The organism is uncultured Ruminococcus sp., from assembly GCF_946415235.1.
Lineage (GTDB): Bacteria > Bacillota > Clostridia > Oscillospirales > Ruminococcaceae > Ruminococcus.
In genome coordinates this window covers 1-14,791 of the sequence record NZ_CAMKRR010000072.1, presented here as the reverse complement: position 1 = coordinate 14,791, position 14,791 = coordinate 1, and the positions used below count along the sequence as shown (strand labels likewise).

Annotated in this window: 10 protein-coding genes; 8 read left to right on the top strand and 2 right to left on the bottom strand. The window is 39.7% G+C overall.

What is annotated here, in order from left to right; genetic code table 11:
- Window positions 1-503 precede the first annotated feature (503 nt).
- The 4 genes from Q0R37_RS11570 (at window position 504) to Q0R37_RS11555 (ending at window position 4,775) form a co-directional block, all read left to right on the top strand.
- On the top strand, window positions 504-1,076 hold the full coding sequence (locus tag Q0R37_RS11570; protein WP_294754645.1) for a sigma-70 family RNA polymerase sigma factor: 573 nt from the start codon (window positions 504-506) through the stop codon (window positions 1,074-1,076).
- A 2-nt stretch (window positions 1,077-1,078) separates the two neighbouring features.
- The gene (locus Q0R37_RS11565; RefSeq protein ID WP_294754644.1) at window positions 1,079-1,921 is read left to right on the top strand and encodes a hypothetical protein; all 843 of its coding nucleotides are present in this window, start codon (window positions 1,079-1,081) and stop codon (window positions 1,919-1,921) included.
- A 19-nt stretch (window positions 1,922-1,940) separates the two neighbouring features.
- Complete coding sequence (locus Q0R37_RS11560; RefSeq protein ID WP_294754643.1) at window positions 1,941-4,319, top strand: extracellular solute-binding protein; 2,379 nt, start codon at window positions 1,941-1,943, stop codon at window positions 4,317-4,319.
- 108 nt (window positions 4,320-4,427) lie between these two features.
- Complete coding sequence (locus Q0R37_RS11555; protein ID WP_294754641.1) at window positions 4,428-4,775, top strand: dockerin type I domain-containing protein; 348 nt, start codon at window positions 4,428-4,430, stop codon at window positions 4,773-4,775.
- A gap of 477 nt (window positions 4,776-5,252) precedes the next feature.
- Here Q0R37_RS11555 and Q0R37_RS11550 read toward each other — a convergent pair whose 3' ends face one another.
- Complete coding sequence (locus tag Q0R37_RS11550; RefSeq protein ID WP_294754639.1) at window positions 5,253-7,685, bottom strand: dockerin type I domain-containing protein; 2,433 nt, start codon at window positions 7,683-7,685, stop codon at window positions 5,253-5,255.
- Window positions 7,686-8,280: 595 nt separating this feature from the next.
- A complete protein-coding gene (locus Q0R37_RS11545; protein WP_294754637.1) occupies window positions 8,281-9,801 on the bottom strand; it encodes a bifunctional diguanylate cyclase/phosphodiesterase in 1,521 nt (506 codons plus the stop codon).
- A gap of 337 nt (window positions 9,802-10,138) precedes the next feature.
- Between Q0R37_RS11545 and Q0R37_RS11540 the strand changes: the two genes are divergently transcribed.
- From Q0R37_RS11540 to Q0R37_RS11525, 4 genes are all read left to right on the top strand, one after another.
- Entirely contained in the window at window positions 10,139-10,501 is a 363-nt protein-coding gene (locus Q0R37_RS11540) for a GNAT family N-acetyltransferase (protein ID WP_294754635.1), read from the top strand.
- 132 nt (window positions 10,502-10,633) lie between these two features.
- Window positions 10,634-11,611: a DUF4003 family protein gene (locus tag Q0R37_RS11535; RefSeq protein ID WP_294754633.1), complete on the top strand. Its 978-nt coding sequence runs from the start codon at window positions 10,634-10,636 to the stop codon at window positions 11,609-11,611.
- 33 nt (window positions 11,612-11,644) lie between these two features.
- Window positions 11,645-11,845: a zinc ribbon domain-containing protein gene (locus Q0R37_RS11530; RefSeq protein ID WP_294754631.1), complete on the top strand. Its 201-nt coding sequence runs from the start codon at window positions 11,645-11,647 to the stop codon at window positions 11,843-11,845.
- 418 nt (window positions 11,846-12,263) lie between these two features.
- A complete protein-coding gene (locus Q0R37_RS11525) occupies window positions 12,264-14,543 on the top strand; it encodes a leucine-rich repeat protein (RefSeq protein ID WP_294754629.1) in 2,280 nt (759 codons plus the stop codon).
- Window positions 14,544-14,791 lie beyond the last annotated feature (248 nt).

Genomic DNA, 14,791 nt, shown 5'->3' with positions numbered 1-14,791 from the left:
TTTTCTCCATGTTCCGAATAAGCATATTAAGCTTGTTTTTGACGATATTACAGTATTTTTGCACGGTAAAACCTCCAATCAGATGTGTATATCTGATTAGCTGCGCCGCACGTTTTTGACTTTTTGTCAATACCTTTTTGCAAAAATTTACATTATATACATAAAAAATAATCACAGGAATTTTTGATTCCTGTGATTATTTTACTTTTCCTTAGCTTAATGACATTACGCGAGTGCGGGGGGGGTTTGATTTATTCGACAGAGGATTCTTTGACTGCACATTTCTTGACAATTTCGGCCATATTTTCAGAAAAAAGTGTTGACATTAAAATTTCATCTTGCTACAATAAATATGCTGAATTAAACTTCGAGCCAATATACCAAAACCTATCAGAAATTTAGTAAAAAAACCGATAACAAAAATTTTTTTAGAAAATATGTCCGCTAAGTGTTTCAAAGAACGATTATTATGATGAACATGTTCAAAGGAGTGAAAAAGGAATATGACAGACAGTCAGCTTAGGGAGCTTATGAAAGGTCCTTCTGATGTGTGGCAGCGTGCGCTGTATGACGAATACTGCACCTATGTCTATACGATAGTTTCAAACAATCTCCGATCATGCGGAACTGCTGAGGATATCGAAGAATGTGTGGCTGACATATTCATTGACATATTCCGTTCGCTTAAATCCGATAAAGTATACAGCGGCGACCTTAAATGGTTTATATCCACTATCGCGAAAAGAAGTTCTATTGATCTTTTCAGGCGGCTTTCACTGAAAAACAACAGGACAGTACCGATTGACGATGTCACGCCATTTTATGGAGTCTCAGAGAACGAGCTTGAGAGCACTTCCGAGCGCATGGAGCTGAAAGGGATACTCATGGACTGCGTGAAAAAGCTTGGAGATCCCGATTCTTCTATCATAATACGCCATTATTACTATGGCAGGTCATCGGTTGAGATAGCTTCGGAGCTCAATATAACAACAAGCTCGGTACAGAAAAGGATGCAGCGAGCAAGAAAGAAACTGAAAAACCTGCTGTTAAAGGCAGGCGTAGATGCGGAGTGGTGAAAATGAAGATAGAGGAATTGTTTGATGATAATATCCCTGAGTTCTCCGACAGTAAAGAGGATGATTCTTCTGTTTTTACCGATGAGGTCAGGGAAAGGATATATTCGCGGATACAGCGCAAGCTTATATCCCAGCAGGACGAACGGACATACAATGACAGTGTTTCGGGCGTTGAAAGGTATAAAAGATCTGCATTCAGAAGGATTATCGACGTCTCTGTTTCAGTTGCCGCAGCCGCTGTTATTGCCACAAGCTCAGTTTATATCTGTGGGAAGAGAAATAACATCAAAAACAACAAGAAAAAAACTGTTCTAAATTCACTTGAGTATTCCGACCATACTGCCATCGCAAAGCTCCTCACTGAGAATTTCATTTCAGCCTCGGATTATATCAACGGAGAAGTTGCAACAAAGGGGAGCGGAAGGTGCTTCTCACAGTACAGCTCACGTAATTCGGAATGGCGGGGAGAAGATGCGGAGTATTATCTGATCGACGATGAACGCTTTGAAAGCTGCGGAGAGATATATGATACTTTCCGTGCAGTGGTCACAGACGAGTATTTTGATACCCTGAAAGACAACGGAGGCACATATCTCTGCATTGGCATAGATGAGGCAGTCAAAGGCACGGATAAAACATCTGCACCTGTTCTGGTGGATTACAACGGCAGACTTTATACCACAGAGGAAAATACCTATGAGACCACCGAAGCTCCATCAGAGCCGAAGATACAAGACAATGCAAAATACGATTTCTCAGCCTGTGTTGAAGCGGACAGAGAGTATGTATTTGATTTTGTCTGGAACGGTACACAGTGGAAGATCAGCAATGTGAGAACTGCCTAAACACAAGAAAGGACATAAAATGAAAAAGATAATATCATTTTCGGCAGCACTTGTTATAATGCTGTCCGGAATATGCGCCACTTCATGCGGCAAACGAACAGAAGAAAATAATAATAAAGAAAACAGCAGCATATCAGACGACATTTCCGGGGACGAGCTCTCCGGAGTTGCCAGCCTCGGTCAAAAGGTAGATGTAAGCGGTATTACCGGATACTATACTGCGGAGAAAGTAAATATGCCTGCTGACGTTGAATATATTTATTCGGTATGTGAAACTGATAATGATGAGCTTCAGCTGATGTATTCGGTCAGGAACCCGTACGAGAAAAAAATATACCTGGCAGACAGGGAGCTGAGCGTTTTTTCCTTTATCAAAAGAGAGCTTCCCGAAGAAGTGATTTCAGCCGATTATTATGAGATCATGACAAGTGATACGGATACATATTCCAACGCCAGCGTTATCTATCTGATTGAAGATCACGGCGGATTGAAACTTCCTGAAGAACATGACGAGAATTATGATTATGATGCTTATTACGACAACTGCGCCGAGTCATACCTTCTTGTTAATTATTCCGATAATAAGATAGTCAGCAGCTTCACCCTTGAGCTGCCCGAAGCCGACGGCTACGGAAGTGACGGTATAAATGACATTCTTGAATTTGACGATCATCTGCTTGTTGTATACGATAACAGGATATTGCTACGCATAAACAAGGCAGACGGCTATGTAACTCAGATAATGGAAACCGAAATAATTCATCATTGGTATCGGCCACTGGTTATTATGAAAGACTGCAACGGAGAGACTTATGCCATTCGCTTGAATGCTGATGAGTTTGACAGAGAGCATCAATATTTACCTGGTGAACAAACCGGCATGAAGTATGAACTTTGCAAGCTGGAAGGGAATTCACTGGCAGAACCGCTTATAACCATTGAAGAAAATGAAGGATATCCTCAGAAGGGTTATGGAAAATATAAATTCCTTTTAAATAAAACAGATGCTTTATACGGCGTATGCGGCGACGGCAGCATGGAGGAAATAATCAACTGGGAGAATTCCAATCTTGATTTAATGGAGGTTTTTCCTTTAGGAAATGATGAATTTCTCGGCATAAAGGAAAAAGCAACAGCATACGGCAGCGAAAGCGAGTATTTTAAGCTTAAACCCGGTGACGTCTCGGCTCTTGCAGAAAAAAGCGAACTTACACTGGGAGTTGTTATGTACGATAAAGGAGTCACAAATGAAATTGTGAAGGACTTTAATCGTAATAATGACAGGTATCATGTAAGAACTGTTGTGTATGGCGATCCGGATGAAGTAGTAGACGACGGATATAAAGACAACACCATTGAGGTGATCGATAAAGCATTTTCACAGCTCTGCGATGACATTCGGAACGGAAACGGTCCCGATATCGTTATGGGACTTGGATACGGCGATTATTGCAGGCTTGCAAATAACGAAGCGCTTGTGGATATGGATCAGTTTCTCGATGGAAGAAACGGATATACACGTGATGATGTGTTCCCTGCAATCATTAAGTCAATGTCAGCAAAAGACGGAAAGATATACGGACTTCCGGGTTCATTTTACTGCGAATCCCTTATCGTAAAAAACAAATTCTGGGACAAGCCCACATGGACTATGGATGAGATGCTGGAATTCTATGATAATGCACCCGATTCTGCCGCTCATATGTATGATGACACAAAAAGATTATATATGTTTGCAGATATGCTCGCTTCTGCATACGGCGTAATAGACTACGATAAGGGCGAATGCCATTTTGACAGCGATGACTTCATAAAGAGGCTTGAATTTGCAAACCGCTTCCTTTCCGATGATGAAGGATTTGATAGCGATCAGTATGCGTGGTTCGGTACTGACAAAACCCTTGTTATAAAGGATAATGTGAATTCACAGATAAATATTGTAAAGGATCTCCAGGGCAGCGGCGAGGAGATCAACATGGTAGGCTACCCCACTGATGACAGTGAAAGAGGCGGAATGATAAATCCGGAGTTTTTATATTGCATTACATCTTCTTGTCAGGATAAGGACGGCGCATGGGAATTTGTTTCAAAAGCTCTTACATTCCCTTATGATGTGTTTTCGTGCTTCAAGCCTGAAACCAGGAATATACTTAACAGTGAGATAGGCGTCGAGCATACCGCAAGCGGTATACCTGTTCCCAGTCTTACGGCTGAACAGGCTGATATGCTGTATGATTATTTGTGCAAGTGTGATAATACAGCAGTTGAATACGATCATGATATGAGTAACACTATCCTTGAGGAAGCCGATAAGTATTTTGCAGGAGAGTGCTCAGCAGAGGATGCTGCAAAGTCTATACAGAGTCGTGTATCTGAGATAATGAAAAAGTATAAATAGATATGGACAGGATTTTATGAATGCCAAAGGACAGTTCAAAGCTGTATAACGGACAAATAACATTCCTTAGTATGTATTCTGTAAAACTTCATAAGCCGATAACTTAAGATGTGCTTCGATACCTCAATAGCTTCTACAACTACAACTGTTCAGTCAACGATCGTAACCACAACTACCGCTTCGACAACCACTACAACTGTACCTGCTACTAAAAAAGTGCTCGGAGATATAGACGGAAACGGCATACTCGACGCAGTTGATGCTTCAAAGATACTCGGCAGCTATGCTAAGTATTCAACTGGTTCGAAAGCTCCAACAGAAGACGATTTAGCCGTATGTGATGTAAACAAGGACGGATATATAGATGCAGTAGATGCATCTAAAGTGCTTGCGTTTTACGCACATACATCTACAGGTGGAAAACTTACTTTTGAAGAGTTTATAAAAATCAAGTAAAATCCTAGTACCTTTGTAAGCATCAAATATGAGTCACGTAGGATACAAAATACACTTGTCAGTATTATAACATGACTCCTATCATGCAGAAAGACTGCAAAACAATAGATTTGAGGACGGCTCTCGCCGTCCTCTATATAAACTAAATAACTTCAAAACACATTGCCTAAAAACTGTTTTTACTACTTATACCACTTTTTTCACGCAAAAGACTTTTCTGAGATTATTGCCAAAAGCTGTTTCGTGTGCTATTTCGAAAGCTGAATACGACGCGCAGAGCATAATGGGTAAGCAATCCATTATACGTTACTTCCTTGATCCTGTCATTAAGGGATTCGGGAATAGTTTGAAGGAGAAACAACCATTACGATTTTAAAAAATCCAACTTTATATGACAAAAGTTCCGAACAATAATGCATTATTAACATCATAAAAAACGTCCGTTGCAGCTGTTATGCTTTCAACGGACGTTTGATTTTACTTTTTATTTATAAATTCTTCCATAGTTTTTATTGCAGCATCTGATATCGAAGCGTAAGCATAATATGCAAGTATATTGGAAGAATCCACAGCATTTACCTCGCCGTCTTTATTAACATCGGCGGCAGCCTTCTGATCGTCTGTAAATCCACCTTCCTGATCTGTGGATATGATCGCATAGTACCTAAGAACATTTGAAGCGTCAACGGCGTCTATGATACCGTCACCGTTCACATCTCCCAGTGAAAGTTTCTTTTTCAGTTTTATTACAAGATCTTCATGCTGTCCGTATTCCGTAAACGAGAACTGATAGCTTTGCGACGAGTATTCATAGCCCTTAGGAGCTTCATTTACAAAGACCTTATAATTGCTTCCCGTATACAACAGGTTATCGTATTTCATCACGGGTATATCCGACGTATTCCACGAATAGGAGTAGCTGTTGTTCTTTGAGCATACAAATTTGAGCTGTACATCGTTTATCGGTTCACCCGTAGCTTCGTCAACTACTGATATATCGGCAGAGCAGGCGGTTTCAGCTGTAGGAGCTTCCTCAATAAGGATAATTACCTTATCACGCTGCAAGCCGTTCTCGACCTTGAATCGGATACCGCTGCCGCCTTTTTCGGAGTTCTGCTCCAGCTCATCAAGTGAAAATCTTTCACGCAATGAAGTAACGCACATATATTCACTGCCTGTTTGCAGTACTCTGTAGCCTTCCTTGGGCGATATCCTGAAAGTGTACTCTCCGTCCGGCAAAGCGCCTTTTCCTAACTGAAATGATGACAGACCTGATGCATAACAGTATCTGTAGCCGTTATCATCATAAATACCATATGATTCAAGTGGAAATTCCTTTTTTCCGTAGTTGTATACGCTTCCGTAGCTTGTAGCGTTATCCTTCTGGGTACAGATACAGCAGTCAACATCTACATTTCCATACATATATGACTCATGGAGAGGTACGGCTATTTTATCAGTATCTCCGCCCTTTTTGAAGCTTAGCTTTATACTTCCCGCATTATTGTACGAATACATTGTCATCGGAAACTTTAAGTAGTAATCAGCGTCGGGATCATATTCTATGTCTGTAAAGGTTTTTACAGGTTCTTCGCTGACATCCCAGCTTGCAAGCTCGGTCTCGGTATTGTTTTCATCATTTGCGCGTTTTACGATAAATGCTGTAAGCTTTTCAGGCGGCAGAAAGGTGTTAAGATCATAAGCTGCTATTGTAACGGCGCAGTGCTCTTTGTCAACAGGGATCGGGTCTTCCTTGGGGAGCTCGACCTTTTTCAGCTTTGCCGCTTCCTCCTCGGAAACAGTACGCTTTGCTTTTATAACAATATCCTTGTGCTCTCCGAATTCGGCAAAAGTAAAAGAATAATCGGTCTCGGCTTTATAAAACGGAGGAAGATACTTCACCGATAATTCATATTTGTTGTTCAAAGTACGAATATCGTCAAGCTTGATCGGTTTCTCTTTTGTTGTTGTCATTATTACAGGATCGTACGAACTGAATCTGTTTGTGAATTTAAGCACACAGCCTTCAATGAGCTCTCCTGTGTCCTCATCAATGACGGATATCTCCGCCGAGCAGCTGTTTTCAGATGTCGGAGCTTCTTCAATGTAGAATTCGATCTTTTTGTCTGCCACACCGTTTTTTACGTTGAAATCTATGCCTTTTGAAAAATCATAATCGAAATAATCGTCCTCGTAATACTTGTGCGGGGCGACGTATAATGCAGCTTCTGAATTCTTTTGTACAAAGCTGTACCCCTCGGCAGGCTTTACATAAGCAGTATAATGACCGTCAGGAACTACGAAGGCTTCTCCCGAATCTGAAAAGGCATTTATGTATCTGAATCCCTGATCGTCTGTGATATACGCTTCTGCGATCTCGTCTTTGTCATATGCGCTTGTAATTGATGAATAGTTGCTTCCGAAAGATACGAGTCTTCTTGCAAAATGGAGCTCTGTTCCGTTTGAGATACCGAAGAAAAATCCAGGATATATCTGCATACTAAAGCCACAGATCACAATTTTGTCCGTGTTGTTTTCGTTTCCGATGTTAATATCAGTTTCTTCGGGCAGATAAAAGTATTCAGGAATGTTTTCAATAATTATTTTGTAGCTGGTATCATCACTCAGGCTGAGCCTGGAAAAGGTCTGCATATCAGATGATACAGGATCCCATTCATCCAGTACCTTTCTGTTTTCCCCGCTGACTTCCACAAGCTTCGCTGTTATCCCCTCAGGAAGCTTATAATTTGGCGCGATAATTGATATCATCGCACAGCCCTCTGAAATTTGTTCTTCTGCTGACTCTGCGGCATAAGAGCGGAAAATGCTGTACTGAGCTCCGTTATAAACCGCTGAGTTCCCCATAATTGCGATAGCTGACATTGCTGCTATCATTTTTCTGATCATCATAGTGATCCCTCCTTATATCATGATAAGTATATTATATAATACTTCTTAAAAAAATACAAGCAGAATCTATGATTTTACATTCTATTAATAAACTTATAAAAAATTAGAAAAAAAGTCATTTTTATGCGCTGAAAAAACGATATGGATTTTTGCTTTATCAGATCATATTTGCACTTTTTTTATACGCAGAAGCTTCCGGAGCCTGCGCCCAAATCATTGAAATTCTGAACATAGCGATATAAATTACGACAGCTCCCATAGGGAGCTGCATCATTTTAAATATTAAGCGTCAAATAAACCGTACCCCACAGGATACAAGCGAACCAGAACCACAGCAACATAGAATACGATATCTGAATAAAAACAATAAGTCCTCACGGCTTTCAAGCTGTGAGGACTCTGTTGTTTCAGGAAGACAGTATGTACGAAAAAGCGTATACACTCCGACTGAAATCAGTACTCAGGATACAGCAATGCTCTGCATTACAGAGATCACGTATATCTTTAATAACTTCACTTATTGAAGCATTAAAATCAGTCGAACTGCATCTTATGCGGAATCCGCTTTTCCTTCTTAACATATTAAAAGCCATATTTAAGTCATATCCGTTACAAGCTTTTCTGCGTCTTCTTTTGACAGTGGTCTGCCCCAGATAAAGCCCTGTATATAATCGCAGCCTATCTCCCTTAGAGTTTCAAGCTGATCCTCATCCTCAACACCTTCTGAGATAACATCAAATCCCATTATATGACCGATAGATATAATAGCGGCAACATATTGCCTGGATGATTCGCTTGTATTCATCTTGTCAATGAACGACTTATCCACCTTCAGCAAATTTACAGGGAAGCGGTTGAGATAACTCAGCGAAGAATAGCCCGTTCCAAAGTCATCGATGGCGATTCTGATACCCATTTCTTTCAGCTGATCGATGCATTGCAAAGCTTTGTCCACAGAATCTATCATAATAGATTCCGTGATCTCTATCTCCAGCTTGTCCGCGGGAACACCGCTGATTTCAAGCACTTCGCATATTTCATCGAAGAAGTCATTTCTCATAAGGTGACGAACAGACACGTTCACACTCAGTACGATATCCGCACCAGTTTTTTGCAAAAGCTCACCGAAGAACACTGCCGCCTTCCGGAATACCATGTCGTCGACCTTATCAATGAGACCAACCTTTTCCGCAATGGGAATAAACTCGCCGGGACTGATAAAGTTGCCGTCAACGTCCTTCATTCGTGCAAGCGCCTCAAATCCTCGAAGTTTATGGTCCATATCAAACTGCGGCTGAAGATTGTAGAATAGCGTCTCTTTTTCAAGCGCATCACGAATTTTGCTCTCAAGCTCTATCGTGCGCTCAACTTTTAGAAGATCAGGCGTAAAGTGTATAATGTGATTACTGCTGTGAGAACGCTTCACCTCGTGCATTGCAGCATCTGCATAGGAAACAAGAGTGTCCTTGGTATTCGCATCATGCGGGAACTCTGCATATCCGAAGCTTGCAGTAACATACAAGTCAGTATTATCGACCGTAATACGATTATGCAGTATAGTTTCATACTGCTTGATAGTATTGAGAATATCTTCTTCCCGCTGATAATCACGAATGATCAGAACGAACTCATCTCCGCTGACGCGGGAAATAAAATCAAGCGTACCGGAAATGCTATTATCTGCGATATTTTTCCAACGGGAAGCGATTTCATTCAGGATAGCGTTTCCTGTATCAAACCCCATTGTATCATTTATGCCCTTGAAGTCATTGATATCAATGGAAACAATAGCAAACTTATCACCTTTTTCAATCAAAGCTGCAATCAGCTTTAAACAGGCAAAACGGTTAGGAAGACCTGTGAGCTGATCGGTCACCGCCTGATCCCGCATTTCCTTTTGGAATCTTTCAACACGCTCATTGTTTAAATAAGCGGATGTGATAGCAATTATCGTCAGCAGATTTCCGAAAATACCGGGAATACTCGTAAGCTTATGCTGTACAAAGACCCCCATCAGCACCATCGGCATCTGAACGATCTGAAGACACAAAGCCGTGAAATATCCCTTCTTTCCGTAATAGAACGCCATGAAGAGAACGCAAATTTCCGAAACCACTGAAAAAACACCTGCAAAAGAATAAAAAGGGAGCGGTATACCAAAAATCGGTATCTCAGCTTTTGAACGAGCTAAAAAACTCACAGCAATCGACCCTGCCAGATAAAACAAAAGCAATATAATATAACCACTCAGAGGTGCTTTCTTACGTGCAGAAAAACGGTTTATTGTCTTTTCCAGTATCTTCTTATTTCCTGTATCCTTTTTCATTAATTCCCAACTTTCAGGTATAAATATGATGTTTGTTTTTATTATACCATATCCGCTCTGCAAATTTGTGAACATTTTATGCTTAATTCTAAAATTTGGAGCTATGCACTAAACAGCAGAACAAGCTTTGACTATATTTTCGCCTTTGAAAAATAAACAGCTTCTTATCTCAGCTGTGCAGATAGGCTACTTCATAGGCAGAAAATGGTGGAATAATGGTATAACCAGTGAAGCGCTGAATGCCATTATTGAATTTTTCTTTAATGAGGTGGGCATGGAACGCATCGAGGCAATTCATGACACACGTAACCCGAATTCCGGAGGCGTGATGAAAAAGTGCGGTATGAAGCACGAATGCACCCTTAGAAGAGCTTTCAAAGGCAATCATGGCATAGGCAACGCCGAGATGTTCAGCATATTGAAAAGCGAAGGTATACAGGGTAAAAGCAGCCATAGGCTCTTTTGCAGTCATATGTGCTTGGAAAGATAAAGTTATTTTACTGGCAAACATTTCAGAATTGTAATATACGGTAATATTAAAAGACGGACAACAGACCTGCAATATGATATACTATGATCACAGAAGCGGAAAGCTTTCAAATACACTAAAGGAGCAATTACTATGAAATCAACTATAAACCAGATAACAAAGGACTTTATCGAGAACAGAGACACTATAAAGAAAGCAGCAAAGCTTGATAGCTCATATATCTATGCCGTTGCAGCAAATGTTTTCTGTTCAGCAGGTGTCAAGGCTGATGCTGACAAGCTTGCCAAGTGCAAGAAGATCATCAAGAAGAATGCAGGCTTTGCTTCTTATCTCAAAGGCGTTATTATAACACCCTTTGCAGCTAAGCTCTGCGTGTCGGCTGACCCCGAAACTCAGTTTGAAAAGGTAATGGCTATGTATGGCATACTCAAAAAACACTTCAGAAGATCCGAGTATCTTGCTCTGCTTGCAACTCTCCTCGCTGAAAAAGCAACTGAAGAAGAGGCTGAAAGAATTGCTGCAAGGGGACGCGCTCTCTACGATATGATGAAGATGGAGCACCCTATACTTACTTCAACTGAAGACAATATAATGGCAGGCTTTATGGCGTTTTCGGAAAAGAGCGACCAGCAGCTCATCGATGCTGCTGAGAAGTGCTATTACCTGCTGAGGAAGAAGTTCTCGGACAAGAACGCTGTTCAGACTGTATCCCACATACTTGCTATGACAGACGGAGCTCCCGAGGAAAAGGTAGACAGATTGATCAGAATGTTCGATATGTTCGCAGTAGCAGAAAGAAAATATGGCAAGCACTATGAGCTTTCCACTCTTGCGGCAATATCCGTTATTGAAGCCGATGAAAAGGAACTTGTTGACACAACGGTTGCCATAGACGGACTTCTTGACGGACAGAAGGGCTACGGAGCTTTGAGCCTTGACAAGAAAACAAGGCTCATGCATGCAGCAATGCTCACGGCTGACCTCTACGAAGATACCGATAAAACTCAGGCGGCTGTATCCGCTTCTGCTCTTGCTATTATCGCAGCACAGGAAGCTGCAATGATGGCTGCTATTGTTGCTGCATCAGCAGCTGCAAACAGTACTAACTAATATAAATAACACATTATCTACGGAGGTTTTATTATGAGAACATGTTTAAGATGTAAAAACAATATGATTGAAAATTTTAAGATCAGCAGTAATGGATTAAGAATAACAAATAAGGCCTTTTTTTCATCTCCTATTGCCGAATTGAAATGTGCTGTATGTCCTGAATGCGGATATTCAGAAATGTATGTTGATGACCTCAAAAAAATCAAAGATGTTTCAAATAACAAAGAATGATAAGGCTTACTGGTACATACACTGATAAAGGACGACGCAAGTCGTCCTTTTTGTCATATTATGCTTTGATCTCGCTTCCGCCCTATTCAGCAACTGTAAAGCCATTTCACAACCAAAGAACTTGATATGAATGATATGTCATTAAGATGTGTAATATTTGGGAAGAACGCTTTTCATTCCTGTATGTTATATTACAATGAACATATTCCTGTAATTATATAGTTAAAAAAGCTCACGACGAAAAACTTTTCGACATCATATAGTAATAACACTTCAGTTTTTCTTTTGAGATATTTTACAATACATTCACAAACTTGTATGAATTGTAAATTTTGAGAGCTGCATATTGTATTGCATAAATTTTGATGGTATAATAAATATGCCATAAAGGCAAATGATATATTAAAGGAGAAAAACTATGAAAATCAAAAAAATGATCGCAGCTGTAACTGCACTTGTGCTCGTTGGTGGAGCATACAATGTTACAGCAGAAAAAAGCTTTATCAACAGCGTTTTGGCAGCTGACGCCGAGGATTCTGTTGAGGTTGTCAAAGATGGTATCGAGTATACTTTAAGTAACGGTGAAGCTGTCGTCAATGGGGTTGTTGACGCTTCCATCGTAGATCTCGTTATACCTGATGAGGTGGATGACTGTCCTGTTACAGAGATAGGCGAATTTGCTTTTAATCCATATTATAATAAAATACATCCGCATATTAAAACATTAACTCTGGGTAAAAATGTAAAAAAGATATGCAATTCAGCTTTCAGCGAATGTTATGAGCTTGAGACCGTTACTTTTAATGATGAACTTGAAGATATTGATGATTTTTCTTTTGCTCGGTGTTACAGCTTAAAAGAACTTAGAGTGGGAAGCAAACTGAAGCATATAGGGTTAGTGGCTTTTAATGCGTGTGTAAATCTGAAAAGTTTTGAGATAGGCGAAAATGTTGAAGAGATAGAAAGCGGTGCTTTTGAAAGATCAGGTATTGAAGTCTTTGAAGTGCCTGAAAGATTTACAGAGATTAAAAATGTTTTTGATGCTAATAACCGGAATAAAGATGATAGCGGTATCGTTAAGATAAATAATCCTGAGTGCAGGCTATTTGGTGATGAAGAATCTTGGAAAAGTACACTGATAGTTTGTGATGAAGAATCGATTGCAAAACAACAAGCAGAACGTTATAATTTGAAATGGTGTACTTTTGAGCAGTACGAAAAGGGTGAGTACGAGAAACGTGAATTGTCACCACTTGATGATTTTATATGTTTAAGAGATTATGGCATGTGGTTTGATGAAACTGATGGCGGACTCAAGATCGATCGTATTCTTATGTCAAAAGATGGTACGCTGATCATTCCTGATGAAGTTGCTGGTATACCTGTTGTTGAATTCGGAATTTTTGATGCTGAACAAGACATGTTCTCAATTGATTCTATAACCGCAGAAGATACAAAGAAGATCGTTCTCGGCAAAAACATAAAAAGATTAGGCGAAAATGCATTTGAAGATTTCGATAATCTTGAAGTAATTGAGGGCGGCGAAGGTCTTGAAGAAATAGGCAAAAACGCATTTGCAAATCTGCAAAATTTAAAAAGCATATCATTCAGTGATAATATCAATGATATGAAATTCGATGTCACAGATCGACTTATATGCAATATGGCATATGGAATGGAATTTGAAGAAGTTAATGGTAAGCTCGTGATCAAAGAAATAAGTGAAAATGCTGTAAAAGACGGTACCCTTGTAATACCTGATGAAGTACAGGGAATGCCTGTATCATATATAAACGCAGCCGATACAAAAGAACTTATTTCATCAACTGTCAGCAACGGATTAAAGCTTGATTTTTATATCCTTCCTGCGTACAGGTCCAATTTTATAGCAAGTGAAGTAAAAGAAAATATCAAAAAAGTCGTTATCGGAAAAAATATAAATGTGATCCCTGAAGAAACATTTATTGATTGTACAAATCTTGAAAGCATTGAAGGCGGAGAAGGCATTGAATATATAGGTGAGTCTGCTTTTCAAAACTGTACAAAGCTTGCTTCGCTGAAACTGTATGACAATGTCACTGAAATAGATAACTCAGCTTTCAGAGGCTGCACTGATCTTAAAACGGTTAAGCTTGGTAGTGGATTAAAAGAAATGAAAATGTCTGCATTTAAGGATTGCGGATCACTCGAAGAGATCAGTTTACCGAATAAAATTACCGAAATAGATTCATATGCTTTTGAAGGTACAAATATGAAGGCTATCATTATTCCGGAAAACATAAAAAGTATAGGTGTAGATTCGTTTACATGGAAAGATAACTCTCCCGAAAGCAAAGCCATAGTTAAGATCTACTCTGCTGACTGTGATTTTTATTCAAATTCCATAGACCTTGACAAAGTTGATAAGATATATGGATATGCAGGTTCAACTGCGGAAAGAATTGCAAATATAAATTACAAAAACTTTTATGCTTTCGGTGACGCTAACTGTGACAAAGGCATTGACATGAGCGATGCTGTGCTCATAATGCAGAGCCTTGCAAATCCCAACAAGTACGGACTTAACGGTACCAATGAACACCATATAACAGAAAAAGGTATCGACTGTGCTGATGTTGATAAAAACGGCAACGGTATTACCGCAAGCGATGCACTTAAAATACAGAAGTACCTCCTCGGGCAGGAAAAATTTTCATAATAAAAACAAACACCGCACAGTTCATTCAACGCTATGCGGTGTTTTTATAATCTGAATATTGCCGGCATAGTTATGCTTCCCCTGATAACGATATAACATATGAAAGCTCCCATTCGGGAGCTGTATCATTTTAAATATGTGGAACAATGGTAAATATTGATATATAGTTGAAAAAAGTAGTCGTTATCCTGCCGAGTCAATCCCAAATTCTGTGTAAACGAAAAATAGTGCAATAAAAGAGTATATGA

What these genes read in the sequence shown, in the direction of transcription:
- Q0R37_RS11570 (WP_294754645.1), top strand. Translation starts at nt 504, where the DNA reads ATGACAGACAGTCAGCTTAGGGAGCTTATGAAAGGTCCTTCTGATGTG.
- Q0R37_RS11565 (WP_294754644.1), top strand. Translation starts at nt 1,079, where the DNA reads ATGAAGATAGAGGAATTGTTTGATGATAATATCCCTGAGTTCTCCGAC.
- Q0R37_RS11560 (WP_294754643.1), top strand. Translation starts at nt 1,941, where the DNA reads ATGAAAAAGATAATATCATTTTCGGCAGCACTTGTTATAATGCTGTCC.
- Q0R37_RS11555 (WP_294754641.1), top strand. Translation starts at nt 4,428, where the DNA reads ATGTGCTTCGATACCTCAATAGCTTCTACAACTACAACTGTTCAGTCA.
- Q0R37_RS11550 (WP_294754639.1), bottom strand. Translation starts at nt 7,685, where the DNA reads ATGATGATCAGAAAAATGATAGCAGCAATGTCAGCTATCGCAATTATG.
- Q0R37_RS11535 (WP_294754633.1), top strand. Translation starts at nt 10,634, where the DNA reads ATGAAATCAACTATAAACCAGATAACAAAGGACTTTATCGAGAACAGA.
- Q0R37_RS11530 (WP_294754631.1), top strand. Translation starts at nt 11,645, where the DNA reads ATGAGAACATGTTTAAGATGTAAAAACAATATGATTGAAAATTTTAAG.
- Q0R37_RS11525 (WP_294754629.1), top strand. Translation starts at nt 12,264, where the DNA reads ATGAAAATCAAAAAAATGATCGCAGCTGTAACTGCACTTGTGCTCGTT.